Source organism: Streptomyces sp. NPDC038213 (genome assembly GCF_055600495.1).
Genome location: NZ_JBVJYM010000011.1, coordinates 146024 through 171376 on the forward strand (window position 1 = coordinate 146024; position 25353 = coordinate 171376).

At 73.8% G+C, this 25353-nt stretch carries 20 protein-coding genes; 4 read left to right on the forward strand and 16 right to left on the reverse strand.

What is annotated here, in order from left to right:
* Positions 1 to 127: 127 nt before the first annotated feature.
* The 7 genes from topA to bldG form a co-directional block, all read right to left on the reverse strand.
* Positions 128 to 2974, reverse strand: a complete 2847-nt coding sequence (gene topA / locus ACZ7JZ_RS18370) for a type I DNA topoisomerase (protein WP_470940129.1) — start codon at positions 2972 to 2974, stop codon at positions 128 to 130.
* A 364-nt stretch (positions 2975 to 3338) separates the two neighbouring features.
* Positions 3339 to 3536, reverse strand: coding sequence for a hypothetical protein (locus ACZ7JZ_RS18375; RefSeq protein WP_470940132.1), 198 nt, complete (start codon positions 3534 to 3536; stop codon positions 3339 to 3341).
* 245 nt (positions 3537 to 3781) lie between these two features.
* Positions 3782 to 5302 carry a DUF7059 domain-containing protein gene (locus ACZ7JZ_RS18380; RefSeq protein WP_470940135.1) on the reverse strand — a complete coding sequence of 507 codons (1521 nt, stop codon included), beginning with the start codon at positions 5300 to 5302 and terminating at the stop codon, positions 3782 to 3784.
* 193 nt (positions 5303 to 5495) lie between these two features.
* A complete protein-coding gene (locus tag ACZ7JZ_RS18385; protein WP_470940138.1) occupies positions 5496 to 6068 on the reverse strand; it encodes a small secreted protein in 573 nt (190 codons plus the stop codon).
* A gap of 129 nt (positions 6069 to 6197) precedes the next feature.
* Entirely contained in the window at positions 6198 to 8597 is a 2400-nt protein-coding gene (locus ACZ7JZ_RS18390) for a sodium-translocating pyrophosphatase (RefSeq protein WP_470940141.1), read from the reverse strand.
* A gap of 292 nt (positions 8598 to 8889) precedes the next feature.
* A complete protein-coding gene (locus ACZ7JZ_RS18395; protein WP_470940144.1) occupies positions 8890 to 9321 on the reverse strand; it encodes an ATP-binding protein in 432 nt (143 codons plus the stop codon).
* Between the two features lie 98 nt (positions 9322 to 9419).
* Entirely contained in the window at positions 9420 to 9761 is a 342-nt protein-coding gene (gene bldG, locus ACZ7JZ_RS18400) for an anti-sigma factor antagonist BldG (protein WP_328969280.1), read from the reverse strand.
* An 81-nt stretch (positions 9762 to 9842) separates the two neighbouring features.
* Here bldG and ACZ7JZ_RS18405 point away from each other — a divergent pair, with 81 nt between their 5' ends.
* Positions 9843 to 12350, forward strand: coding sequence for a DEAD/DEAH box helicase (locus tag ACZ7JZ_RS18405; protein ID WP_470940147.1), 2508 nt, complete (start codon positions 9843 to 9845; stop codon positions 12348 to 12350).
* Here the strand turns inward: ACZ7JZ_RS18405 and ACZ7JZ_RS18410 are convergent.
* From ACZ7JZ_RS18410 to ssd, 7 genes are all read right to left on the reverse strand, one after another.
* Entirely contained in the window at positions 12271 to 12891 is a 621-nt protein-coding gene (locus ACZ7JZ_RS18410) for an Rv3654c family TadE-like protein (RefSeq protein WP_470940150.1), read from the reverse strand. The two genes, ACZ7JZ_RS18405 and ACZ7JZ_RS18410, sit on opposite strands and share 80 nt — an antisense overlap.
* On the reverse strand, positions 12888 to 13292 hold the full coding sequence (locus ACZ7JZ_RS18415) for a TadE family type IV pilus minor pilin (protein ID WP_470940153.1): 405 nt from the start codon (positions 13290 to 13292) through the stop codon (positions 12888 to 12890). The genes ACZ7JZ_RS18410 and ACZ7JZ_RS18415 overlap by 4 nt, the downstream gene beginning before the upstream one ends.
* The gene (locus ACZ7JZ_RS18420) at positions 13279 to 13509 is read right to left on the reverse strand and encodes a DUF4244 domain-containing protein (protein WP_470940156.1); all 231 of its coding nucleotides are present in this window, start codon (positions 13507 to 13509) and stop codon (positions 13279 to 13281) included. Before ACZ7JZ_RS18420 ends, ACZ7JZ_RS18415 begins: the two co-directional genes overlap by 14 nt.
* A gap of 84 nt (positions 13510 to 13593) precedes the next feature.
* On the reverse strand, positions 13594 to 14382 hold the full coding sequence (locus ACZ7JZ_RS18425; protein WP_470940159.1) for a type II secretion system F family protein: 789 nt from the start codon (positions 14380 to 14382) through the stop codon (positions 13594 to 13596).
* On the reverse strand, positions 14379 to 15257 hold the full coding sequence (locus ACZ7JZ_RS18430) for a type II secretion system F family protein (protein ID WP_470940162.1): 879 nt from the start codon (positions 15255 to 15257) through the stop codon (positions 14379 to 14381). The genes ACZ7JZ_RS18425 and ACZ7JZ_RS18430 overlap by 4 nt, the downstream gene beginning before the upstream one ends.
* On the reverse strand, positions 15254 to 16402 hold the full coding sequence (locus ACZ7JZ_RS18435) for a TadA family conjugal transfer-associated ATPase (RefSeq protein ID WP_470940164.1): 1149 nt from the start codon (positions 16400 to 16402) through the stop codon (positions 15254 to 15256). Before ACZ7JZ_RS18435 ends, ACZ7JZ_RS18430 begins: the two co-directional genes overlap by 4 nt.
* Positions 16399 to 17535, reverse strand: coding sequence for a septum site-determining protein Ssd (gene ssd / locus ACZ7JZ_RS18440; protein WP_470940167.1), 1137 nt, complete (start codon positions 17533 to 17535; stop codon positions 16399 to 16401). The genes ACZ7JZ_RS18435 and ssd overlap by 4 nt, the downstream gene beginning before the upstream one ends.
* Positions 17536 to 17992: 457 nt before the next feature.
* On the opposite strand from ssd, the gene ACZ7JZ_RS18445 reads away from it, so the two are divergent.
* Positions 17993 to 18850 carry an HAD family hydrolase gene (locus tag ACZ7JZ_RS18445; protein WP_470940170.1) on the forward strand — a complete coding sequence of 286 codons (858 nt, stop codon included), beginning with the start codon at positions 17993 to 17995 and terminating at the stop codon, positions 18848 to 18850.
* Positions 18851 to 19273: 423 nt separating this feature from the next.
* On the opposite strand, the gene ACZ7JZ_RS18450 is transcribed toward ACZ7JZ_RS18445, so the two are convergent.
* The gene (locus ACZ7JZ_RS18450) at positions 19274 to 20152 is read right to left on the reverse strand and encodes a Fic family protein (protein WP_470940173.1); all 879 of its coding nucleotides are present in this window, start codon (positions 20150 to 20152) and stop codon (positions 19274 to 19276) included.
* A 102-nt stretch (positions 20153 to 20254) separates the two neighbouring features.
* Between ACZ7JZ_RS18450 and ACZ7JZ_RS18455 the strand changes: the two genes are divergently transcribed.
* On the forward strand, positions 20255 to 21277 hold the full coding sequence (locus ACZ7JZ_RS18455) for an ATP-binding protein (protein ID WP_470940176.1): 1023 nt from the start codon (positions 20255 to 20257) through the stop codon (positions 21275 to 21277).
* On the opposite strand, the gene ACZ7JZ_RS18460 is transcribed toward ACZ7JZ_RS18455, so the two are convergent.
* A complete protein-coding gene (locus ACZ7JZ_RS18460) occupies positions 21252 to 22697 on the reverse strand; it encodes a polysaccharide deacetylase family protein (protein ID WP_470940179.1) in 1446 nt (481 codons plus the stop codon). The two genes, ACZ7JZ_RS18455 and ACZ7JZ_RS18460, sit on opposite strands and share 26 nt — an antisense overlap.
* Positions 22698 to 22945: 248 nt before the next feature.
* On the opposite strand from ACZ7JZ_RS18460, the gene ACZ7JZ_RS18465 reads away from it, so the two are divergent.
* The gene (locus ACZ7JZ_RS18465) at positions 22946 to 25282 is read left to right on the forward strand and encodes a SulP family inorganic anion transporter (protein ID WP_470940182.1); all 2337 of its coding nucleotides are present in this window, start codon (positions 22946 to 22948) and stop codon (positions 25280 to 25282) included.
* The last annotated feature ends 71 nt before the right edge of the window (positions 25283 to 25353 follow it).

Sequence of the window (25353 nt, forward strand, 5' to 3'; positions counted from 1 at the left end):
TGTGACCTGGCCGTCTGACCGCCCGGGGGCTGTGGACAACCGTGCGGAGGGGCGGACCGCAACCGGTCCGCCCCTCCGTGTGCCACCGCCCGCCCCGGCCCTCGCAGGGCCGGGGCGGGAGCTCTGCTCAGTCCTCCGCGGGTGCCGCGGCGGTCTTCTTCGCCACCGTCTTCTTCGCGGTGGTCTTCTTGGCGGCTGCGGCCGTCGTCGTCTTCTTGGCCGCGGTCTTCTTCGCGGTGGTCTTCTTGGCCGCCGCGGCCGTCGTCGTCTTCTTCGCCGCCGCCTTCTTCGCGGGCGCCTTCTTCGCCGTCTTCTTGGCCGGGCCCTTGGCGCGCTTCTCCGCCAGCAGCTCGTAGCCGCGCTCCGGGGTGATGGTCTCGACGTCGTCGTCCCGGCGCAGGGTGGCGTTGGTCTCGCCGTCCGTGACGTACGGGCCGAAGCGGCCGTCCTTGACGACCACCGGGCGCTCGCTGACCGGGTCGGTGCCCAGCTCCTTCAGCGGCGGCTTGGCCGCGGCGCGCCCCCGGACCTTGGGCTGGGCGTAGATCGCCAGCGCCTCGTCCAGGGTGATCGTGAAGAGCTGGTCCTCGGTCTCCAGGGAGCGCGAGTCCGTGCCCTTCTTCAGGTACGGGCCGTAGCGGCCGTTCTGCGCCGTGATCTCCACGCCCTCGGCGTCGGCGCCGACCACGCGCGGCAGCGACATGAGCTTGAGCGCCTCGTCCAGGGTGACCGTGTCCAGGGACATGCTCTTGAAGAGGGAGGCCGTCCGGGGCTTGACCGCGTTCTTGCCGGTCTTGGGGGTGCCCTCGGGGAGGATCTCGGTGACGTACGGGCCGTAGCGGCCGTCCTTCGCCACGATCTGGTTCCCGCTGACCGGGTCGGCGCCGAGCTCGAACTCGCCGCTCGGCTTCGCGAAGAGCTCCTCCGCGAACGCGACCGTCAGCTCGTCCGGAGCCAGGTCGTCCGGTACGTCGGCCCGCTGGTGGCCCTCGGTGTCCTTCTCGCCCCGCTCGACGTACGGGCCGTAGCGGCCCACGCGCAGGACGACGCCGTCGCCGACCGGGAAGGAGGAGATCTCGCGCGCGTCGATCGCGCCGAGGTCCGTGACCAGCTCCTTCAGACCGCCGAGGTGGTCGCCGTCGCCGTTGCCCGCCGCAGAGGCCGTGCCCGCGCCCTCGGCACCCTCGCCGAAGTAGAACCGCTTGAGCCAGGGCACGGACTGGGCCTCGCCGCGGGCGATGCGGTCGAGGTCGTCCTCCATCTTGGCGGTGAAGTCGTAGTCGACCAGCCGGCCGAAGTGCTTCTCGAGGAGGTTCACCACGGCGAAGCTCAGGAAGGACGGCACGAGGGCCGTGCCCTTCTTGAAGACGTAGCCGCGGTCGAGGATCGTGCCGATGATCGACGCGTACGTCGACGGGCGGCCGATCTCGCGCTCCTCGAGCTCCTTGACCAGCGAGGCCTCGGTGTAGCGGGCCGGCGGCTTGGTGGCGTGCCCGTCGACGGTGATCCCGTCGGCGCTCAGGGCGTCGCCCTCGGCGACCTGCGGCAGCCTGCGCTCGCGGTCGTCGAGCTCGGCGTTCGGGTCGTCGGCGCCTTCCACGTAGGCCTTCATGAAGCCGTGGAAGGTGATGGTCTTGCCGGAGGCGCTGAACTCGGCGTCCCGGCCGTCCGCCGCCCGGCCGCCGATCTTGACGGTGACGGAGTTGCCCGTGGCGTCCTTCATCTGGGAGGCGACGGTCCGCTTCCAGATCAGCTCGTACAGGCGGAACTGGTCGCCGGTCAGGCCGGTCTCGGCCGGGGTGCGGAAACGATCACCCGAAGGCCGGATCGCCTCGTGCGCCTCCTGCGCGTTCTTGACCTTGCCGGCGTAGACGCGCGGCTTCTCCGGCAGGTAGTCGGCGCCGTACAGCTGCGTGACCTGCGCCCGGGCCGCGGTCACCGCGGTGTCGGACAGGGTGGTCGAGTCCGTACGCATGTAGGTGATGAAGCCGTTCTCGTACAGCTTCTGCGCCACCTGCATGGTCGCCTTCGCACCGAAGCCGAGCTTGCGGCTGGCCTCCTGCTGGAGGGTGGTGGTGCGGAAGGGCGCGTACGGGGAGCGGCGGTACGGCTTCGACTCCACCGAGCGGACGGCGAAGGCGGTGTCGGCGAGGGCGGCGGCCAGGGCGCGCGCGGTGGCCTCGTCGAGGTGCAGGACGTCGCTCTTGAGCTGCCCGTTCGAGCCGAAGTCGCGGCCCTGGGCGACGCGCCGGCCGTCGACGGTGTTCAGGCGGGCGACCAGCGTCGACGGGTCGGACGCATCGCCGGTACGGCCGGTGGCGAAGGTTCCGGTGAGGTCCCAGTACTCGGCGGAGCGGAAGGCGATGCGCTCGCGCTCGCGCTCGACGACGAGCCGGGTGGCGACGGACTGCACGCGGCCCGCCGACAGCTTCGGCATGACCTTCTTCCACAGGACCGGCGAGACCTCGTAGCCGTAGAGGCGGTCGAGGATGCGGCGGGTCTCCTGGGCGTCGACCATCCGCTGGTTCAGCTCGCGGGGGTTGGCGACGGCGTCGCGGATCGCGTCCTTGGTGATCTCGTGGAAGACCATCCGGTGGACGGGGACCTTGGGCTTGAGGACTTCCTGCAGGTGCCACGCGATGGCTTCGCCCTCGCGGTCCTCATCGGTGGCGAGGAAGAGCTCGTCGGACTCGGCCAGCAGCTCCTTGAGCTTCCTGACCTGCGCCTTCTTGTCCGCGTTGACGACGTAGATGGGCTGGAAGTCGTGCTCGACGTCCACGCCGAGGCGGCGGACCTCGCCCGTGTACTTCTCGGGGACCTCCGCGGCGCCGTTCGGGAGGTCGCGGATGTGCCCGACGCTCGCCTCGACGACGTACCCGGGCCCGAGGTAGCCCTTGATCGTCTTCGCCTTGGCAGGAGACTCGACGATGACGAGTCGGCGGCCGCCCTTTGCGGTCTCGCTAGTCGGGGACAACTTGGCTCTTCTCTCCGGTCGGCACTCGGTCGCAGTACGGCGACGCTGCGGAGTGTGACGGTACAACCCGCCCCCGTGTCAAACGGCAGAAGCCCGCAACGGCCACTCGAACGGTAACCCGACTAGTGCCATTCCTGCCGCCCGGATGCGTCCGTCGGCTCCGGACCTGGCCGTTCTCCCCCCGTCCACGAGCCCTTCGCCGCCCTTCCACGCGGCCTTCACCCGATGCGATCCGGACAAGTCCGGCGGGAACCCGGCCGCGCGGGCGGATCCGGCGCGCCGCCCGGGCGCGCCGCGGCGCGAACCGCCGACCGGCGCACCGCCGACGGGACCGCCCCCTCGGAGGCCGCCCGGGCCACCCCGCTCAGAGGCGGCCGAAGCACCAGAGGCCGAGGGCCAGCGACAGGGCCCCGGCCAGCGCCGCGGCGGGTACGGCCACCGCGGGGCGCACGCCCTCGGCCACCGGCTCGCGGCGTACTGCGCGTGCTGCCGTCCAGGCCAGCAGCCCGGCCCCGAACAGCAGGAACGTCGTCCCGGCGAAGACTGCGGGTCCGCTCTCCATGCCACGCTCCTTCCCTTTCCGGGAGCGTGGCATGCGGCGTTGTACGGCAGGCCGAAATCCGGGCGAAGCGCGGGTGAACTCACCCTGGGTGACCCGGGGCGTCCCGGCCCGCGTGCCCCGCTCCGCGCGGTCCCGTACGCCGTACGCGCCGCGCGGTCCCGTACGCCGTACGCGCCGCGCGGTCCCGCGCCCGTACGCCGTTCGCCCCGCCGTACGCGCCGCAGGCCCCGCCCTCCGCCCCGGCCTCAGCCCTTCAGCTCGGCCTCCCCGTCCCCGGCCGGCTCCAGGAAGCCCTGCTCGACCAGCAGCCTGATGGCCTCCGGCGTGCGGTCGCGCAGGACCACCGGGTCCTCCTGGACCAGCTGCGCGATGGCGTCGAGGATCCGGCCGGCGGTCAGCGTCCCGTCGCAGACCCCGGCGAAGCCCGCTCCGACCGTGTCGACCTCGGTGGCCCGGCGCATCCCGCGGTTCTGCCGCAGCACCACGTGCTCCGGGTCCTCGGCGCCGGGCAGGCCCACCTGCTCCTGGACCACCTCGTCCGCCAGCAGGAACCGGCCTTCCAGCAGGGCCGCATCATCGTGCGACCGCAGGTAGTCCTGGCGCTCGAAGTGCGCCCGCACCGTGTCGCCGAGGGGCTGCTCCACCGGGTGCGGCCACTCCTCCACCACGATCGAGGGCTCGGCGGCCGCCGTCCGGCGCAGGGTGATCCAGCCGAAGCCGACGGCACGGGTCTTGCCCGCCTCGAAGGCGTCGAGCCAGTCCTCGTACAGCCGCTCGTACTCCTGCGGGTCGCTGCGGTGGTCCCCCGCGTCCCGCAGCCACAGCTCGGCGTACTGCGTGATGTCCTGCACCTCGCGCTGGACGATCCACGCGTCGCAGCCGCGCGGCACCCAGGAGCGGAGCCGGTCGCGCCAGTCCTCGCCCTCCACGTGCTGCCAGTTGGCGAGGAACTGGGCGTACCCGCCCTCGTTCAGGTGCTCCCCGGCCTGGCGGACGAGGGTCCGGCACAGGTCGTCCCCGCTCATCCCGCCGTCCCGGTACGTGAGCCGGGCTCCGGGCGAGATCACGAAGGGGGGGTTCGACACGATCAGGTCGTACGTACGCCCGCCGACCGGCTCGAAGAGGGAGCCCGCGGCGAGCTCGGCCTCCGGAGCCCCGGAGAGGGCGAGGGTCAGCCGGGTGAACTCCAGGGCGCGGGGGTTGACGTCCGTCGCGGTCACGCGGGTGGCGTGGCGGGAGGCGTGCAGAGCCTGGATGCCGGAGCCGGCGCCCAGGTCGAGGGCGGAGCCGACGGGGGTCCGCACCGTGATCCCCGCGAGGGTGGTGGAGGCGCCGCCCACACCGAGGACGACGGCCTCCTCGCGGCTGCCGATACCGCCCGCGCCGCCGACGGCGCAGCCGAGGTCGGAGACGATGAACCAGTCCTCGCCGTCCGGGCCCCCGTACGGCCGGACGTCGACCGTCGCGTGGAGCTCGTCGCCCTCCTGGCGCAGCCAGCCGTCGGCGAGCAGCTCGTCCACGGGCAGCACGCCGGAGGCGTGGACCCGGGGCACCGGGCGCTGGAGCAGGAACAGGCGGATCAGGACGGCGAGCGGGCCGTCCCCCCGGGTGGCGCGGAGGGCGGGCACGGTCTCGCTGCGGGCGAGTGCGGTGTAGGCGGGGGCGCCGAGCAGGTCGAGCAGTCCGTCGGCGGTGAACCCGGCGGAGAGCAGGGCCGCGCGGAGCACGGCGGCGCGGTCGGGGACGGGAAGGCTGGTGGTACTCACACAGCCATTGTGTCCGCTCACCGCGGCCGGCGCCGCTGGCCGTCCACAGACCCGCCCATTCGTCATACCGGGCGATTCCTCATACCGGGCATGCCGCTGCCGGCGCCCGGGGGCGGTGACCGGTCGTCACCGCCCGCCGGACACCGGCAGCAGGCAGCAGGCAGCCGCGGCACACCCGCCGCGGCCCGGCGGCTCAGCTCTGTGCGGGAGCCGGCGCCTGGCCGTCGGTGCGCTGGCAGCTCGTCTGGTTCTTCATGGCCTTGCCCAGTTCGCCGGACTGAAGCTTCGTCAGCGCTTCGTTGCCGCTCTTGCTGAGCTTGTCGAGCTCGCCAGCGATGTCCTTGAGACCGTCCGCGAACTTGGCCTGGTCCTTGCTGTCGAGCCCGTCGACCTTCTTCTTCAGCTCCGCGTACGAGGCCGAGATGCCGTTGAGCTCCGCGACGGCGTCCGTCCGGGTCTTCTCGCCCTCCTTGACCGGGGGCACCCCGGCGCCCTGGACGGCGGCGCCCATCGCCTTGTAGGCCTCGGACATGGACTGGAACGCCGCCGAGTCGGTCTTCTGGACGACCTCGGCCTTGCTCTGGTCCGTGGTCTCCTTCTGGATCGCGGTGTTGGCGTCCTCGATCTTCTTGACCTGCGGCTGGACCTGGTCGCAGACCTTCTTGGCCCAGTCGTTGACCTTCTTCTCACTGTCGTCGCCGCAACCGGTCAGCACGAGTACCAGTACCGCACCGCCGGACACCGCGGCCGCAAGCTTCTTGTTCACCGGATCGGTCCCTTCCAAGGCTCTCGGCCCCGGAACATACACGGCCCCGCCGCACCTGCGCAGAACGGCGGACAGGCGGCGCGTCCGAGCGCACCGCCTGTCCGCCGTCCGGGCGTACGGGAGATCCGGTCAGGACGTAGCGGCGGCGCCGGGCTGCTGGGCCACCCGCTCGGCCGCTCCGGAGTCCTCGTCGCCGACAGCGATCCCGCGCTTCTTGGACACGTACACGGCGCCGATGATCACGCCGATCGCCAGGACGGCGATCACTGCGCGGATCACCGGACTGGTGTCGTCCCCGTAGCTGAACTGCACCACCGCGGGGGCGATGAGCAGCGCGACCAGGTTCATGACCTTGAGCAGCGGGTTGATCGCCGGTCCCGCGGTGTCCTTGAACGGGTCGCCGACGGTGTCGCCGATGACGACCGCGGCGTGGGCGTCGCTGCCCTTGCCGCCGTGGTGGCCGTCCTCGACCAGCTTCTTCGCGTTGTCCCAGGCGCCGCCGGAGTTGGCGAGGAAGACGGCCATGAGGGTGCCGCAGCCGATCGCGCCCGCGAGGAAGGAGCCGAGCGCGCCCACGCCGAGGGAGAAGCCCACGGCGATGGGGGTGAGCACGGCGAGCAGGCCCGGGGTGGCGAGCTCGCGCAGCGCGTCCTTGGTGCAGATGTCCACGACGCGCCCGTACTCGGGCTTCTCGGTGTAGTCCATGATTCCGGGGTGCTCGCGGAACTGGCGCCGCACCTCGTAGACCACCGCGCCCGCCGAGCGGGAGACGGCGTTGATGGAGAGCCCGGAGAAGAGGAAGACGACGGCCGCGCCGAGGATCAGGCCGACGAGGTTGTTGGGCTGGGCGATGTCCAGGCTGAGGTTCATCTCCCCGGCCTTGGCCCCGACTTCCTTGACGGCGGTGGCGATGGCGTCGTTGTACGAGCCGAAGAGCGCGGCCGCGGCCAACACGGCCGTGGCGATGGCGATGCCCTTGGTGATGGCCTTGGTGGTGTTGCCGACCGCGTCGAGGTCGGTGAGGACCTGGGCGCCGGCGCCCTCGACGTCCCCGGACATCTCCGCGATGCCCTGGGCGTTGTCGGAGACCGGGCCGAAGGTGTCCATGGCGACGATGACGCCGACGGTGGTCAGCAGGCCGGTGCCCGCGAGGGCCACGGCGAAGAGCGCCAGCATGATGGAGGCGCCGCCGAGCAGGAAGGCCCCGTAGACGCCGAGGCCGATCAGGAGGGCGGTGTAGACGGCGGATTCGAGGCCGACCGAGATGCCGGCGAGGACCACGGTGGCGGGTCCGGTCAGCGAGGACTTGCCGATGTCGCGGACGGGGCGGCGGCTGGTCTCGGTGAAGTAGCCGGTGAGCTGCTGGATGAGGGCGGCGAGGACGATGCCGATGGCGACCGCGACGAGCGCGAGGATCCGCGGGTCGCCGCTGTGTGCGGTGATGGCGGCGCTCTCGACCCCGGCGAGTTCCTTGTACGTGCCGGGGAGGTACGCGTAGACGGCGACGGCCACGAGCGCGAGCGAGATCGCGGCGGAGATGAAGAACCCGCGGTTGATGGCGGTCATCCCGCTGCGGTCCGTACGGCGCGGCGAGACGGCGAAGATGCCGATCATCGCGGTGATCACGCCGATGGCGGGCACGATCAGCGGGAAGGCGAGCCCCAGGTCGCCGAAGGCGGCCTTGCCGAGGATCAGCGCGGCGACGAGCGTGACGGCGTACGACTCGAAGAGGTCGGCCGCCATGCCCGCGCAGTCGCCGACGTTGTCGCCCACGTTGTCGGCGATGGTCGCGGCGTTCCGCGGGTCGTCCTCCGGGATGCCCTGCTCGACCTTGCCGACCAGGTCGGCGCCCACGTCGGCGGCCTTGGTGAAGATGCCGCCGCCGACCCTCATGAACATCGCGATGAGCGCGGCGCCGAGGCCGAAGCCCTCCAGCACCTTGGGCGCGTCCGCGGCGTAGACGAGGACGACGCAGGAGGCGCCGAAAAGCCCGAGGCCGACGGTGAACATGCCGACCACGCCGCCCGTACGGAATGCGATCTTCATCGCCTTGTGGGCGACGGCGGTGAGGTCCTTCTCCGGTTCTCCGGGGGCGGGAGTGGCTTCTCGGGCGGCTGCGGCGACGCGGACATTCGCGCGTACGGCGAGCCTCATGCCGATGTATCCCGTGGCCGCCGAGAAGATCGCGCCCACCAGGAAGAATGCGGAACGCCCGGCCCGCTGGGACCAGTTGTCGGCCGGGAGCAGGAACAGCAGGAAGAACACGACGACGGCGAATACGCCGAGCGTGCGCAACTGCCGTCCCAGATAGGCATTCGCGCCTTCCTGCACGGCCGCCGCGATCTTCTTCATGCTGTCGGTGCCCTCGTCCGCGGCGAGTACCTGGCGTACCAGGACCTGCGCGAGGACCAGGGCGGCCAGGGCCACGACGGCGATCACGATGACGATGAGGCGGTTGTCGTCCGTGAGTACTGCGGCTGCCAGCTTCGAGACGCCGGCCTGCTCGTTAGGGGTGAAGAGCCCCGTCATTCGTCCTCCTTGACGTGAAGAGCTCAAGATGGACGGATTGTAGGGAGCCCTACCCGATCAAAACAGTACGCGGGAAACGGAATTGGCGGGGTCTCGCCTCTCACCAATTGATCGCCGCACCCCAATACGCCCGAAAGCAGTAATGGGGCAAAAGCATTGACGCCTGATCCATGATCTAGGTAAATGAAAAAAGGCCCTGCTCAGCAGGGCCTTGAATAAGATCGCAATGTAGGACCGGAAAAGATCTCGGATTAACGATCTCGGATTGCGGGAATACTTCCGGGATTCCCGGTCAGGACAGTTCCGGAGCCCCGGAAACGGGCCAGCTCATACGGATCGCCCCGCCCGAGGCGTCGCTGGTGACCTCGACGTCGTCCACGAGCCCGCTGATAACGGCGAGGCCCATCTCGTCCTCCCCCTCGGCGTCGCCATCGGGGGTGTCCCCGGCGCGCGCACCGCCGGCGGCGGCCTGGCCGGGCACCTCGTCCCCGACCTCGATGGAGAAGAGCTTCTCCTCATCGGTCAGGACCACCCGCACCGGCGCGGTGATCCCGTTGCCCCGGTGCAGGCCGACGGCGCGCGAGCAGGCCTCGCCCACCGCGAGCCTCACCTCGTCGAGGAGGGCTTCCTCCACACCGGCCCGGCGCGCCACGGCGGCCGCGACGAGGCGGGCCGTCCTGACGTGTTCGGGCTGGGCGCTGAAACGGAGTTCAACGGTGGCCATGGGATCCCCCTCGGACTCGGGCGTGCTCGGCGGGGGCCCGGGCCTGGACGACCCGGTACCCCGCCCCTACTCCGCTGCTCCGGCAGTGCCGGAAGGCGTCAGTCGGTGGCGCTGACTGCTTCGTCGACCGTGGTGTGGATGGGGAACACCTTGGTCAGTCCGGTGATACGGAAGATCTTGAGAATGCGCTCCTGGTTGCAGACCAGGCGCAGGGAGCCCTCGTGCGCGCGCACGCGCTTCAGGCCGCCGACGAGCACGCCGAGGCCGGTGGAGTCGAGGAAGTCCACTCGCTCCATGTCGACTACCAGGTGGTAGCTGCCGTCGTTCACCAACTCGACCAACTGCTCGCGCAGCTTGGGCGCGGTATACACATCAATCTCGCCACCGACCTCGACAACCGTACGGTCGCCGACAGTGCGAGTCGACAGGGACAGGTCCACGGATCCTCCAGCACCTTGCTATCGAGCGGCGCCCCCCAGGGGCCTCCCCATCCGAAGGTAGGGGACGGATTGGCAGCCGCGATGGCATTCAATCACTTACCGGCAGGCGCGCACGACGCCTTCGGTTCATTGTCCTGCACGCCGGTGACACACTCGGTTCCGATGGCCAACACTCACCGCCCCGGTCAGCCCACGGCGGCCGCGGACTCCCGACCCACCCCCGGCATGGTCCTGGACCGGCTCTCACGGGGGCCGGACCGGGCTGCGCGCATCACCCATACGGAGCACTTGCCCCCTCGGGAGGGGCGCCATGCGCTCTGGCCCGACCGCATCCGCTCCGATGTGGTGGCGGCCGTCACAAAGGCCGGAATCGAACACCCGTGGGCCCACCAGGCCGCCGTGGCCGAGCTCGCCCTGGACGGCGAGTCGGTGGTGGTGGCCACCGGCACCGCATCCGGGAAGTCCCTGGCCTACCTCGCCCCGGTGCTCAGCGCCCTCGCCGACGGCGCCCAGGCGCCCAACGGCCGCGGCACCACCGCCCTCTACCTCGCCCCGACCAAGGCCCTGGCCGCCGACCAGCGCCGGGCGGTACGGGAACTCGCCGCCCCCCTCGGCAACGCGGTCCGCCCCGCCGTGTACGACGGGGACACCCCGGTCGAGGAGCGCGAATGGGTCCGGCAGTACGCCAACTACGTGCTGACCAACCCCGACATGCTGCACCGCGGGATACTCCCCGGCCACCCCCGCTGGTCCTCCTTCCTGCGCGCCCTGCGCTACGTGGTCGTCGACGAGTGCCACACCTACCGCGGGGTGTTCGGCTCCCACGTGGCCCAGGTGCTGCGCCGCCTGCGCCGGATCTGCGCCCGCTACGGCTCCGAACCGGTCTTCCTGCTCGCCTCCGCCACCGCGAGCGAGCCCGCGGTCACCGCCGGGCGGCTCACGGGCCTGCCCGTCACCGCCGTCACCGAGGACGCCTCACCGCGCGGCGAGGTGGTCTTCGCCCTCTGGGAGCCGCCCCTGACCGAGCTCCGCGGCGAGAAGGGCGCGCCCGTCCGCCGCACCGCCACCGCCGAGACCGCCGACCTCCTCACCGACCTCGCCGTGCAGGGGGTCCGCACGGTCGCGTTCGTCCGCTCCCGCCGCGGCGCGGAGCTGATCTCCCTCATCGCCCAGGAGCGGCTGGCCGGCGTCGACCGCTCCCTGCCGGCCCGGGTCGCGGCCTACCGCGGCGGCTACCTGCCCGAGGAGCGGCGGGCCCTGGAGCGCGCCCTGCACTCCGGGGAACTGCTCGGACTGGCCGCCACCACCGCCCTGGAACTCGGCGTGGACGTGTCCGGGCTGGACGCCGTGCTGATCGCCGGGTACCCGGGCACGCGGGCCTCCCTGTGGCAGCAGGCCGGCCGGGCGGGCCGCTCCGGCCAGGGCGCCCTGGCCGTGCTGATCGCCCGCGACGACCCGCTGGACACGTACCTCGTCCACCACCCCGAGGCCCTCTTCCGGCGGCCCGTGGAGGCCACCGTCCTCGATCCGGACAACCCGTACGTCCTCGCCCCGCACCTGTGCGCGGCCGCCGAGGAGATCCCCCTGACCGAGGCCGACCTGGCGCTCTTCGGCCCCGCAGCCGCCGGGCTGCTGCCCCAGCTGGAGGCCGCGAAGCTGCTGCGCCGCCGGGCCTCGGGCTGGCACTGGACCCGGCGCGAGCGCTCCTCGGACCTCGCCGACATCCGCGGCGGGGGCGGCAGCCCCGTCCAGATCGTCGAGTCGGCCACCGGCCGCCTGCTGGGCACGGTGGAGCAGTCCGCCGCCCACACGGCCGTCCACGAGGGCGCCGTCCACCTGCACCAGGGCCGCACCTACCTGGTGCAGCGCCTGGACCTGGAGGACCCGCACGGCCCGGTCGCCCTCGTCGAGGAGGCCTCACCGCCCTTCTCGACCACCGCTCGCGACACCACCTCCGTCTCCGTCCTCGAAACCGAGACCGAGATCGCCTGGGGCCCGGCCCGGCTCTGCTACGGCTCGGTCGAGGTCACCAACCAGGTGGTCTCCTACCTGCGCCGCAAACTGATCACGGGCGAGGTGCTCGGCGAGGCCAAACTCGACCTTCCCCCGCGCACCCTGCGCACCCGGGCCGTGTGGTGGACGGTCACCGAGGACCAGCTCGACGAGGCCCGGATCAACCCGGAGATCCTCGGCGGGGCCCTGCACGCCGCGGAACACGCCTCCATCGGCCTTCTCCCGCTCTTCGCCACCTGCGACCGCTGGGACATCGGCGGCGTGTCCGTGCCGCTCCATCCCGACACCCTCCTTCCGACGGTCTTCGTCTACGACGGGCACCCGGGCGGCGCGGGCTTCGCCGAACGGGCCTTCCGCACGGCCCGCGAATGGCTGACGGCCACCCGCGATGCCATCGCCGCCTGCGAGTGCGAGGCCGGCTGCCCCTCCTGCATCCAGTCGCCCAAGTGCGGCAACGGAAACGACCCGCTCCACAAGCGCGGCGCCGTCCGGCTGCTCACCCGCCTCCTGTCCGCCGCACCGCCCACACCCCCTCCCCCGGCCGGTCCCGCAGACCCGCACCCGCCGCTCCCGTAACCCCCGCGGCCACGTCCCCCGCACCGCCACCGCCAGCCGGACCCGGCCCCTCAGCCACCTCCGAACCGTCCGGCCCAGACCCCTCCGACCCCGAACCGCCCGACCTCGAACCCTCCGACCCCGAACCCTCCGACCCCGAACCCTCCGGCCCCGAACCGCCCGCCACCGGCCCAGGCGGACCGCCCGCAACCGCCTCCGGCGGGCCCGCGCGGGACCGCACGCGGGCCGCAAAGGGCCCCGTGTCCGCCCGGGCCACCACATCGGCCACCTTCCCTTCCAGGACGCACTCCTCCAGCCGGACCCCCTGGGCGCGGGCCACCCGGCCGCCCGCCCCGCAGGCCGCCTCGGCGCCCTCCGCCCACCGCACCGCCGCCGCCAGGGCGGCCAGATCGGCCGCGGCGGCCGCCCGGTGCCGCGCCACCACCACCTGCCCGAGGGCCAGCACCCCGCCGAAGACCGCGCACAGCGCACAGGCCACCACCACCGCCCACACGGTCGCCGACCCCCGGTCCGGGCCCGCGGCCCGCAAGCCCCGGCTCACGGCCCGGCCCCCGTGTCCGCACCCCCGGCAGCGGATCCGGCAGGAACTCCGGGCCCCTCCCCCACCACGTCCTCGGCGAGGGCCACGGCCTGCGCCCCCACCCGGATCCGCAGCAACTCCGGACCGGGAGCGGGCGCCTCCACCCGCACCCGCCACAGCCCTCCGGTGCGCTCCACCGCGATCCGGGCCCCCTCCGGCGCCGAGGCCCGGGCTACGGCGACCGCCCGGTCGGGGGGCTCGGAGCGGGCCGCCGCCCGGGCACCGGCCCGGGCGGCGTCCACGCACCGGATCTGCGCGGCCGCCGCGAGCAGCGCCCACACCAGCACCGCGGCGAGGGCGACCAGCGCGGGCAGCACCAGCGCCGCCTCCGCCGTCACGTACCCCCGGTCAGAACGGCGCATCGAGCGCCTTCCCGATCGTCGACTGCAGCGCCGTGGCCACCACCTCGCTCGTGACCACCTTGTAGAGCACCGCGGCGAACGCGCACGCGGCGATCGTCCCCATGGCGTACTCCGATGTGGACATGCCCGCGTCGCGCCGCCCGCCGGCAGCCACCGCGGCCAGCCTCGCCCGCACGGCCTCACGCACCCGCACCCGCATTCCGCTGAAGAACCTCATGGCCATTCCCCTTCCGATTCCGATCCCGATCGATCTCTTCTGATCTGCCGTCACCGCCCGCACCACTGCGGCGCGTCCGGCCCCTCAGCCCCCGGACAGCAGCCCGGAGGCCAGCCCGATCACCACCGGTGCGACCCCAACCGCGAGAAACGCGGGCAGGAAGCACAGCCCCACCGGCGCCGTGATGAGCACCGCCGCGCGCTGGGCGCGGGCTGCGGCCGCCCTGGTGCGGTCCGCCCGCAGGCCGGCCGCGAGCCGGGACACCGGATCGGCGGCCGGGGACCCCGTCCGCGCGGCCCGCTCCAGGCAGTCCGCCAGGGGCCGGGCCCCCGGTATCTCCGCCAGGCGGCCCCAGGCGGCGGCCGGTTCGCCGCCGAGCCGCAGCTCCGCGCCGGCCCGGGCTAGCAGCTCGCCCACCGGCCCTCCCAGGGAGTCGCCCACCACCTCCGCGGCCTCCCGCGGACCCGCACCCGCGGCCAGGCACGCCGCCAACAGGTCGGCGGCGAAGGGGAGCTGACGGGCCGTCTCCCGCGGATCCGTACGGGGCGCCCCGGACGGGCGCCGCGCACGGGCCTGTACACGCCGCACCGCCCAGGCAGCGCAGCCGCCGGCCAGCACCCCGGCCGCACCGCCGACCAGCAGCCAGCCCAGCACCAGCGCCCCCGCCGGGCCCCACCAGTCCCGCGCCCCGGCCCGCACCCGCGCCCCCGGCCGCGGACCACCCCGGCGCGGACCCGGCACCCGCAGGACCACAGCGGCCCGGCGCCGGGCCGCCCGCTCCCGCACCCACCCGGCCGGGGCCCACAGCGCCCACGCCACGGGCGCCGCGATCCCGAGCACCGTCCCCAGGCTGTGGACCGCCGCCCCGCTCACGCCCGCTCCCCCGCCCGTACGATCCGCCAGGCCCACCCCAGCCCCAGGGCCTCCAGGACCGCGCCCGCGAGCAGGCAGCCCAGTCCCAGCGGGGTGTGGAACAGCACCCGCAGCGGATCAGCCCCGAGCGCCGTGCCGATCAGCAGGGCCACCGCCGGCAGCAGGGCGAGGACCACCGCCGTCGACCGCGCCCCGGCCAGCTGGGCCCGCAGGGACTCCCGCTGGTCCCGCTCGGCCCGCAGCGCCCGCTCCAGCCGCTCCAGTCCGGCCGCCAGGCCCGCGCCCCCGTCCACGGAGACCCGCCAGCAGGCCGCCATCCCGGCCAGCCCGGCGGCCCCCGGCTCCCGGGCCGCCTGCCGCAGCGCCTGCGGTACGTCGCCCCCGAACGCGGCCGCGGCCAGCACCGCCGTCTCCGCCGGACCCGGACCGCCCGGCCCGGCAAGCCCGCCGCGCAGGGCGGCCGTCAGGGCCTGCCCCGGCTGCGCGCCCGCCCGCAGCTCGGCCGCCGCGGCCGCGCACAGGGACACCACCTCCGCCTCGCGCGCCCGCTTCCGCCGCTCCGCCCGCCCGGCCCGCAGCCTGCGCCGCGCCAGGGGAACGGCCAGCGCCCCTGCGACCAGCGGGACCACCGAGAGGCTGTACACCGCCAGCAGCAGCCCCAGGGCCGCGCAGGCCCACTCACGGCGCTCCCGCGCCCGCGCGGCGGCCCGCGCCGCCCGCTCCCGCCAGACCGGGGCCGGGGCGGGGTCCGCCGCACCGCCCTCCAGCAGCAGCCGGGCCCGCCTGGGCGCAGGGGCACCGCCGCCGAGCACCCAGGCGGCAGCCGCACACAGCACCACGGCCGCGTACAGGGGCTCCGCCCCCGCCCCGCTCACCGCAGACCGCCCAGCAGCGGGCGCAGCCGCTCCCAGCCCGCCTGGCGCTGGAACCCCCGCGCGCCCCAGCGCAGGGCCGGGACGGTCAGCACCAGCCCCGCCGGGTCCCGCTCCAGCACGTGGACCTCCGCGATCCGGCGCTTGCCGGTCCGGTCGCGCACCAGGTGGAGCACGACGCTCACGGCGGCCGCCAACTGGCTGTGCAGCGCGGCCCGGTCCAGCCCGGCCGCCGTGCCCAGCGCCTCGAGCCGCGCCGGAACGTGCGCCGCGGCGTTGGCGTGGAGCGTGCACGAGCCGCCTTCGTGGCCGGTGTTGAGGGCCGCGAGGAGGTCGGCCACCTCCGCCCCGCGGACCTCGCCCACCACGAGCCGGTCGGGCCGCATCCGCAGCGCCTGCCGCACGAGGTCGGCGAGGCCCACGAGCCCGGCGCCCTCCTGGTTGGCGGGCCGCGTCTCCAAGCGGACGACGTGGGGGTGGTCGGGGCGCAGCTCGGCCGAGTCCTCGGCCAGGACGATCCGCTCGCCGGGGCCGACGAGCCCGAGCAGGGCGCTCAGCAGCGTGGTCTTCCCCGTCCCCGTGCCCCCGCTGATCAGGAAGGAGAGCCGGGCCTCGATCAGGGCCCGCAGCACCCGCTGGCCGCCGGGCGGCAGGGTGCCCGCGGCCACCAGCTCCTCCAGCGTGAAGGCGCGGGGCCGCACGACCCGCAGCGAGAGGCAGGCCGAGCCGACCGCGACCGGGGGGAGCACCGCGTGCAGCCGGGTGCCGTCGGGCAGCCGGGCGTCCACCCAGGGCCGGGCGTCGTCCAGTCGCCGCCCGGCCACGGCTGCGAGCCGCTGGGCGAGCCGGCGCACGGCTCCGGCGTCCTCGAAGCGCACGGGCGCCAGCTCCAGCCCGCCGCCCCGGTCCACCCAGACCCGGTCCGGGGCCGCGACGAGCACGTCGGTGACCTCGGGGTCGGCGAGCAGCGGCTCCAGGGGCCCCGCGCCGACCAGTTCGGAGCGCAGCTCCCGGGCGGCGCCGAGCACTTCGGCGTCCCCGAGGAGGCGCCCCTGGGCCCGGAGGGCGGCCGCCACGCGGGCGGGCGTGGGATCCGCGCCGCTCTCGGCCAGCCGCTGCCGTACGGCGTCCAGCAGTCCCGCGCTCATCGCGCACCACCGCCGGCCAGCGCCCGCGTCCAGAACTCCGCGCAGAACCGGGCCAGCGGCCCCCTCGGGCGGGACCCGGGCGGCTCCCCGGCCTCCAGGGAGCTCCGCAGCCCGGGGTCCTCGGGGAGCTCCCCGGCGAGCGGCAGCCCGAGGAGACCGGCGACGGCGTCCGCGTCGAGCCCCGGCGGGTACGGGCCGCGGACCACCGCGCGCAGGTCCCGGGCCGCGGCGCGGGCCGCGCTGGCCACCCGGCTGGCGGCGGCGACGCTGCGCAGGGCGGCCGGGACCACGAGGAGGCCCAGGTCCAGCTGGGCCAGCGCCTCCCCGGCGCCCTCGTCCATCCGGCGGGGCAGGTCGACGACCACGACCCCACCGCGGCGGCGGGCCGCGGCGAGCACGGATCTGACGGCCTCGGGCGGGACGAGGACCCGGTCCCCGCGGTCCCAGCTGAGGAGGCGCAGCGCGTGCAGCTCCGGGAGGGACTCCTCCAGGGCCCCGCCGCCCACCCGGCCCCGGGAGGCCGCGAAATCGGGCCAGCGCAGCCCCTCGGCGCCCTCGCCGCCGAGCAGGACGTCGAGCCCGCCGCCGAGCGGGTCCCCGTCCACGAGGACGGTGCGCTCGCCGCTGCGGGCCGCGGCGAGGGCGAGGGCGCAGGCGAGCGTGGACGCCCCGGCGCCGCCGCTGCCGCCGATGACGCCGACGGCCAGGGCGTGGGCTCCGGCGCCCTCGGCCACGTCGGCGAGGCGGTCCACCAGCCAGGGCTCGTCCTGCGGCAGCCGCAGGACCCGCTCGGCGCCGAGCTCCACCGCCCGCTGCCAGACCAGGGGGTCGTCCCGGTCCCCGCCCACGAGGAGGACCCCGGCCCGGCGCGGCGCCCCGCGCACCCGGCGGGCCGCGTCCTCGCCGACGAGGACGAGCGCGGCCTCCTCCCAGCCCGGGCCCCGGCCCGGCTCCGCCCGCTCCGGCACCGAGTGGTGCACCCACGGCTCGGCGCCGGCCGCGGCGCACAGCCTCAGCAGGTCGTCCAGGAGGTCCGCGTCCTCCGTGATGATCAGCGGCGCACCGCCCCCGGGCCCTGGGGCCGCCGTCCGCTCCCGGCCCCGCTCCCGCTCGCGCGACTTCGCTCCGGCCACGATCCGGCCTCCTTCTCCCTGCAAATCCACCCCGCGGACTTCGCGGTGGAATCACCCTGCAGCGATCGGGAAAATCGAGTGGATCTTGGTCGAAATCTGTGGACGGCCCTCACCTTGTGAATATCCCGACCACCCATTCCGGTGTTCCGGAGTGGAGCGAATCCGTCACCGACTGTCACGATGGGAGGGCCCGGACAGGCCGGAGGAGGGGAGAAGAGGGGGAGGGCCCGGGGCCCACACGGGAGAAAAACCTCGGTCCCGGCAGCCTGGATGCGGGCTGAAAACGCATCCGGACATGCGACGACCCCCGCCGGGGGGGAGAGCGGGGGTCGTCCCCACGGTCCGACTCGGGGGGGGAGGAGCCAGACCGGGTTAGCACGGTCGCGAACGATCCGTGACTTCCATGGTGTACCCGAGAGCCTTCTCAGGCAAACCCACGCGCCACACCTTACGCCGAATGGTGGGCGCATATGCTCGGGGCGTGGAAAACCACTCCTTGCCCCGCACAGCCGCCTTCTTCGACCTGGACAAGACGGTCATTGCGAAGTCGAGCGCGCTGACCTTCAGCAAGTCCTTCTACCAGGGCGGGCTGATCAACCGCCGCGCCGTGCTGCGCACCGCGTACACGCAGTTCATCTTCCTGGCCGGCGGCGCCGACCACGACCAGATGGAGCGGATGCGCGAGTACCTCTCCGCCCTGTGCAAGGGCTGGAACGTGCAGCAGGTCCGGGAGATCGTCGCCGAGGCGCTGCACGATCTCATCGACCCGATCATCTACGACGAGGCCGCCTCGCTCATCGAGGAGCACCACACGGCCGGCCGCGACGTGGTGATCGTGTCGACCTCCGGCGCCGAAGTCGTCGAACCCATCGGGGAGATGCTCGGCGCGGACCGCGTCGTGGCCACCCGGATGGTGGTCGGCGAGGACGGCTGCTTCACCGGCGAGATCGAGTACTACGCCTACGGCCCGACGAAGGCCGAGGCCGTACGGCAGCTCGCCGAGTCCGAGGGCTACGACCTCGCGCGCTGCTACGCGTACAGCGACTCGGTCACGGACGTGCCGATGCTGGAGGCCGTCGGCCACCCGCACGCCGTCAACCCCGACCGCGCCCTGCGCAAGGAGGCCGTGGCCCGGGAGTGGCCGGTGCTGGTCTTCAACCGGCCGGTGCGGCTCAAGCAGCGGCTGCCCGGGCTGTCCATGCCGGCCCGCCCGGCGCTCGTCGCCGCGGCCGCGGTGGGCGCCGCAGCGGCCACCGCGGGGCTGGTCTGGTACGCGAGCAGGCGCCGGGCCGGCGCCCTCGCCGGGTCCGCCTGACCGCTTTCGGCAGCGCTCGGCAGAGCGGCCGCCCACCCGGGGCGGCCGCTCTGACCTGCACGGATCTCCGCCGTCCGATTCGCCCCGGAGCGTCCGGGAACGTAAAGAACTGCGGCAAAGGGTTCCACTTCCTCCCGAACCGAGGTACAAAGGATTCACGGCCCGCGAGACCGAAGAACATCCGAGAGGATCATCTTTAGAACGCAGTAAGGCCCCACGGACCGAAGCACGAACGCCGAGCACCCACGCGACGTCGACCCGTCGATTACGGGCCAGCCGCACCAGGGACCGGGCAGAGCTCCCGACCTGATGGGCACATATCGAGGACGCTTGGTAACTGGGCGCAAGTGCCAGCGGCGACACCACGAGCAAGACGGTGTCGCCGCAACCCTTTTCCGGGGCACTCCCGAGGACGGGCCCGGGTCAGGCGGCCCCGCGCTGGAGCGCCTCGCACACCGCCGTCGACTCCCGGACCCCCAACTCCACCGCGCGCCCGCAGTGCGCGATCCAGGCCGCCATCCCCTCGGGGGTCCCCGAGGCGTAGCCGTCGAGGGCGGCCCGGTACGCGGCCCGCCCCAGCTCCGCGTGGCCCACCTCGGCCGGGCAGACCGACTTCGGGTCGAGACCGCTGCCGATCAGCACGATCCGTTCCGCCGCCCGCGCCACGAGCCCGTTGGACGAGCCGAACGGGCGCAGCGCGAGCAGTTCGCCGTGCACCACGGCGGCCGTGACCAGTGCCGGGGCCGAGCTGCCCGCAATGATCAGCCGTGCCAGCCCGTCGAGCCGGCCGGCCACCTCGTCCGCACCCGGAAGGGGCAGTTCCACCAACGGCTCGTCCACCGGCTCGCCGGCCAGCCGCGGCCGCCCGACCGTATCGGCCGCGCCACCCGCACCGCCCACACCATCCGTACCGGCAGCAACTCCCGCACCCGCAGCACCCGCCGCGTCGCCCGCCGCCACCAGGTGCAGCCGCGCCAGCACCCGCAGCGGCGACTGCCGCCAGATGCTCAGCAGCTGTCCGGCCTCGGCGGTGAGCCGCAGGGCGGCGCCGACGGTCCGCGCCTCGGCGTCCGCGCCGAAGTCGGTGCGGCGGCGCACCTCTTCGAGGGCCCAGTCGGCGCCGGAGAGCGCCGCACTGCCGCGGGCCCCGCGCAGGGCGGCCTCGGAGGTGATCTCCGCGCTGCGGCGGCGCATCACGCGGTGCCCGTAGACCCGGTCCACGGCCTTGCGGACGGATTCCACGGACTCGGGCACGCCCGGCAGGGAGGCCAGTGCGGCCAGGGGATCGGCTGACGTACTCATAGGTAGGGAGCCTACGCACCCCCGGCGCGCGCCCCACCTTGGAGTGGTCTTCTTCACTCGGCCCGACCACACAAAGGCACCATGCCGCTACGCTTGGTGAACATGAAGATCGCTTTCGTAGGGAAGGGCGGCAGCGGCAAGACCACGCTGTCCTCGCTCTTCATCCGCCACCTCGCCGCGCAGCGGGCCCCCGTCGTCGCGGTGGACGCCGACATCAACCAGCACCTCGGAGCCGCGCTCGGGCTGCCCGAGGAGGAGTCCGCGGCCCTGCCCGCACTCGGTGCGCACCTGCCGCTCATCAAGGAGTACCTGCGGGGCTCGAACCCCCGGATCGCCTCCGCCGAGACCATGATCAAAACCACCCCGCCCGGGACCGGCTCGCGGCTCCTGCGCGTGCGCGAGGAGAACCCGGTCTACGGGGCCTGCGGCCGCCGGGTCCCCCTGGACGGCGGGTCCGCCCTGCTCATGGCCACCGGGCCGTTCACGGAGGCGGACCTCGGGGTGGCCTGCTACCACTCGAAGGTCGGCGCCGTGGAGCTGTGCCTGAACCACCTGGTGGACGGGCCCGACGAGTACGTCGTCGTCGACATGACCGCCGGCTCCGACTCCTTCGCCTCCGGCATGTTCACCCGCTTCGACATGACCTTCCTGGTCGCCGAGCCGACCCGCAAGGGCGTGTCCGTCTACCGCCAGTACAAGGAGTACGCGCGGGACTTCGGCGTGGCGCTGAAGGTCGTGGGCAACAAGGTGCAGGGCCAGGACGACCTGGACTTCCTGCGGGCCGAGGTCGGCGACGACCTGCTCGTGGCCGTCGGGCAGTCGGACTGGGTCCGCGCGATGGAGAAGGGCCGCCCGGCCCCCTTCGAGCTGCTGGAGTCCGCGAACCGCACGGCGCTGGAGCAGCTGCGGGAGGCGGTGGACGGCGCGTACGCGCTGCGCGACTGGGAACGGTACACCGAGCAGATGGTGCACTTCCACCTCAGGAACGCGGAGAGCTGGGGCAACGCGAAGACCGGGGCCGACCTGGCGGGCCAGGTCGATCCCGGTTTCGTCCTCCACGAGGCGCTCGGCGCGGTGGGCGCGCCGCGCCCCGCCTCCGCTACTGCGGCGCCGCAGCCGGCCTGAGCGCCGGGGTCAGGCCGCCCGCCGGGCCGGCGGGCAGGCCCGGCAGGCCGCGGGCCGCGCCGGGCAGCCGGTCGGAGAGGGCCGCCGACCAGTCCACGGGCCGGGAGGCGGACCGGTCGCCGGGCCGGGCGTCGTCCATGGCGCCCGCCCGGGAGCCGGGCTCCGCGGGGGCGGCGGGCGGTGCGGCGGGGGCGGTCAGGAAGGCCTGCCAGCCCTCCCTCGGCTCCTCGCCGACGTCGAGCCCGCGCAGCCGCTCCAGAACCTGCGGGTCCTGGGCGTCGAGCCAGTCGGCGAGCTCCCGGAAGGGCACGCAGCGCACGTCCTTCTGGGTGCAGACGCCCTTGATGGTCTCCTCGACGGCGCGCATGTACGTGCCGCCGTTCCAGGACTCGAAGTGGTTGCCGATGATCAGCGGGGCGCGGTTGCCGCGGTAGGTCCGGTCGAAGGCCTTGAGCAGGCCGTCGCGCATCTGGTCGCCCCAGAAGCGGTGCTGGGCGGGGTCGCCCTGGGAGGTCGTGCCGGACTGGTTGACCATGAAGTTGTAGTCCATGCTCAGCGTCTCGAAGGCGCGGCCGGGCATCGGGACCAGCTGGAGGGGCAGGTCCCACAGGCCGTCCGCCTTCTTCGGCCAGACCTGCTTGCTGATGCCGCTGGAGTCGTAGCGGAAGCCCATCTCCCGGGCGGCGGCCATGAAGTTCTTCTGGCCTTCGAGGCAGGGGGTGCGGGCGCCGATCAGCTCCTTGTCGTAGTCGAAGGGCAGGGCCTTCTCCTTGGCCAGGCCGGCATTGCTCTTCCAGCTCTTGACGAAGGACTTGGCCTGGCGGATCTCGCTCTTCCACTCCTCCACGGACCAGGTGCCGACCCCGCCCTCGGGGCCGCAGAAGTGGCCGTTGAAGTGGGTGCCGACCTCGTTGCCCTCCAGCCAGGCGCCGCGGAGCTGGGCGGCGGTCTCCCGGATGCCCTCGGTGTCGCCGAAGCCGATGTCGGAGCGGCCCGCCGAGTGCTGCGGGGGCGCGTAGAGGTTTCGTTTCTCCTCGGGGAGCATGTAGACGCCGCTGAGGAAGTACGTCATGCGGGCGTTGTACTTCTTGCCGACCTCCCGGAAGTACGAGAAGAGCCGCTGGCTGTCCTCGCCCGCGCCGTCCCAGGAGAAGACGACGAACTGCGGAGGCTTCTCGCCGGGCGCCAGCCGGGCCGCGGGGGCGGTGTTCGGCTGGGAGCCGGTGTACGCGGTCGAGCCGTCGCCGATGGCGCGGAACACGCTGCCGGGCGCGGGCGCGGCCGGGGCCCCCTTGCGCGGGGGCTGCTGCCCCGCGGCCGGGTCCCGCCCGGGCCGCTCCGGGCCGGAGCAGCCGGCGGCGGCCATGACCAGTGCCGCGGCCGCGAGGCCGCCGGCGATCTTCTTCGAGGCGGCCATCATCCGCCCACCCTCTTCCTTGCGTCGTCCGCGTGGGTGCCCCCGAGGAGGCGGGCCGCTGCAACGTCGCACGGGGGCGGTCCCGGAAAAGGTATGACAAGCCGTAAAAACTGCTTATTCATCCTTGAGAGGGACTATGTAGCCCATTTGCCTGCTTTATCCCACCATTGTCTTTACTCTCCATTACGATCCATTTACCGAGTGTTGAGAATCCCGCCGCTTCACCCCCTGCCCCGGAGGAGACGGGAAACATGTCCACACGCTCCACAGGCACCACACGCACCCACCGCTCGCCGCTCGCCGCGGACCTCTCCGCGTCGATCGCCGTCTTCCTGATCGCTCTGCCGCTCTCCCTCGGCATCGCCCTGGCCACGGGCGCCCCCCTGCAGGCGGGGCTCGTGGCCGCGGCGGCCGGCGGGATCGTCGCGGGCCGGCTGGGCGGCGCCCCGCTCCAGGTGAGCGGGCCCGCCGCCGGACTGACGGTGGTCACGGCCGAGTTGATCCAGCAGTTCGGCTGGCGCACCACGTGCGCGATCACCGTGCTCGCGGGAGTGGCCCAGCTCGGGCTGGCCCTGCTGCGCACGGCCCGGTCCGCCCTGATGGTCAGCCCCGCCATCGTGCACGGGATGCTCGCGGGCATCGGCGTGACCATCGCGCTGGCCCAGCTGCACATCGTGCTCGGCGGCAGCCCCCAGAGCTCCGCGGTCGACAACGTCCTCGGCCTGCCCGGCCAGTTGGCGGACCTGCATCCGGTCGCGCTCGGCATCAGCGCGCTGACCCTGCTCGTCTTCCTCGCCTGGCCGCGCATCCCCGGGCGCGCCGGGGAGCTGCTGCGCCGGATCCCCGCGGCCCTCGCCGCGGTGGCCTCGGCCACGGCCGTCGCCGCCCTCGCCGGACTGAGCCTGGCGCGGGTGGACCTGCCCTCCTGGCGCAGCCACGCACTGCCGGAGATGCCGCAGGGCCCGGTGCTCGCCGTGCTCGCCGCGGTCCTGACCATCACCCTGGTCGGCAGCGTGGAATCGCTGCTCTCCGCGGTGGCCACGGACAAGCTGATCGCCTCCGAGCGCGGGACGAAGGACCGCCCGCCGCGCGCCGACCTCGACCGCGAACTGCGCGGCCAGGGCGCGGCGAACATCGTCTCGGGCTCCCTCGGCGGACTGCCCATCACGGGCGTCGCCGTGCGCAGCGTGGCCAACGTCAAGTCCGGTGCGGCGACCCGCAGGTCGACGATGCTGCACGGCACGTGGGTGCTGATCGCGGCCGGACTGCTGGTGCCCGTACTGGACATGATCCCGCTGGCCGCGCTCGCCGCGCTGGTCATGGCCGTCGGCGTGCAGATGGTCAACATCACCCACATGCGCAACGTGATCCGCCACCGCGAGGTGCTGGTGTACGCGGCGACGACGGTCGGGGTGGTGCTGGCGGGGGTCCTGGAGGGGGTCGCCGTCGGGATCGCGGTGGCGGTGGCGGTGGCCCTGCACCGGCTGACGCGGACGCGGATCACGCAGGAGTTCGCGGACGGCGTGCACTCCGTACGCGTCCGCGGGCAGCTGACCTTCCTCGCGGTGCCGCGGCTGAGCCGGGCCCTGGGCCAGGTCCCGCACGGGGCCCCGGCGGTGGTGGAGCTCGACGGCTCCTTCATGGACCACGCGGCCTTCGAGGCCCTCCAGGACTGGCACGACTCGCACGTGGCGCACGGCGGCGCGGTGGAGGTCACCGGCAGCTCGGGCACCCGGCTGGGCGAGCCGGGCCGCGGTCCGCGCGGCGCCCACCAGTGCTGCCGGCCCTGGACCCCCTGGCAGAACCACTGCGACCACCGCCAGGCCCCGGCCGCGTCCGAGCCGCGCCGCGGGGCGGGCCAACTGGCCAGCGGGATCGGCGCCTTCCAGCGGGACACGGCCCCGCACGTGCGCGGTGAGCTGGCCCGGCTCGCGCGCGAGGGGCAGCGGCCCTCGCAGCTCTTCCTCACCTGCGCGGACTCCCGGCTCGTCACCAGCATGATCACGTCGAGCGGGCCGGGCGACCTCTTCACGGTGCGCAACGTGGGCAACCTGGTGCCGCTGCCCGGGGCCGAGTCCGGGGACGACTCCGTCGCGGCCGCGATCGAGTACGCCGTGGACGTCCTGCGCGTGGACAGCATCACGGTCTGCGGGCACTCCGGCTGCGGGGCGATGCAGGCCCTGCTGAACTCGGTGCCGGGCGCCCCGATGACCCCGCTGCGCCGCTGGCTGCGGCACGGGCTGCCGAGCCTGGAGCGGATGGCCAGCCGCAACCACCCCTGGGCGCGGATCTCGGGCAGGCTGCCGGCCGATGCGGTCGAGCAGCTCTGCCTGACCAACGTGGTCCAGCAGCTGGAGCACCTGCGGGCGCACGAGTCGGTGGCCCGGCGGCTCGCGGAGGGCACGCTCGAACTGCACGGCGTGTACTTCCACGTGGGCGAGGCCCAGGCCTACCTGCTCACCGAAGGTGACGGCTTCTTCGACGACCACGTCTTCGACCGGGTCGGCGGGTACGCGGATCTCAGCCGGTCGGAGCAGCCGCGGGGGTCGGGATTGCGCCAATCCGCGCTGGAAGAGGCTTCTGCCTGAACCTGCGGCGCCTCCCGGCCGTGAGAACGTATGTGGCCCCTCCCCGCACCCTGCAGCGGGGAGGGGCCATG

Coding starts and splice junctions, on each gene's coding strand:
- ACZ7JZ_RS18405 (WP_470940147.1), top strand. CDS start 9,843: ATGGCATTCAATCACTTACCGGCAGGCGCGCACGACGCCTTCGGTTCA.
- ACZ7JZ_RS18395 (WP_470940144.1), bottom strand. CDS start 9,321: ATGGCCACCGTTGAACTCCGTTTCAGCGCCCAGCCCGAACACGTCAGG.
- ACZ7JZ_RS18460 (WP_470940179.1), bottom strand. CDS start 22,697: ATGATGGCCGCCTCGAAGAAGATCGCCGGCGGCCTCGCGGCCGCGGCA.
- ACZ7JZ_RS18420 (WP_470940156.1), bottom strand. CDS start 13,509: ATGAGGTTCTTCAGCGGAATGCGGGTGCGGGTGCGTGAGGCCGTGCGG.
- ACZ7JZ_RS18450 (WP_470940173.1), bottom strand. CDS start 20,152: ATGAGTACGTCAGCCGATCCCCTGGCCGCACTGGCCTCCCTGCCGGGC.
- ACZ7JZ_RS18375 (WP_470940132.1), bottom strand. CDS start 3,536: ATGGAGAGCGGACCCGCAGTCTTCGCCGGGACGACGTTCCTGCTGTTC.
- ACZ7JZ_RS18415 (WP_470940153.1), bottom strand. CDS start 13,292: ATGCGCCGTTCTGACCGGGGGTACGTGACGGCGGAGGCGGCGCTGGTG.
- ACZ7JZ_RS18465 (WP_470940182.1), top strand. CDS start 22,946: ATGTCCACACGCTCCACAGGCACCACACGCACCCACCGCTCGCCGCTC.
- ACZ7JZ_RS18435 (WP_470940164.1), bottom strand. CDS start 16,402: ATGAGCGCGGGACTGCTGGACGCCGTACGGCAGCGGCTGGCCGAGAGC.
- ACZ7JZ_RS18445 (WP_470940170.1), top strand. CDS start 17,993: ATGGTGGGCGCATATGCTCGGGGCGTGGAAAACCACTCCTTGCCCCGC.
- ACZ7JZ_RS18455 (WP_470940176.1), top strand. CDS start 20,255: ATGAAGATCGCTTTCGTAGGGAAGGGCGGCAGCGGCAAGACCACGCTG.
- ACZ7JZ_RS18390 (WP_470940141.1), bottom strand. CDS start 8,597: ATGACGGGGCTCTTCACCCCTAACGAGCAGGCCGGCGTCTCGAAGCTG.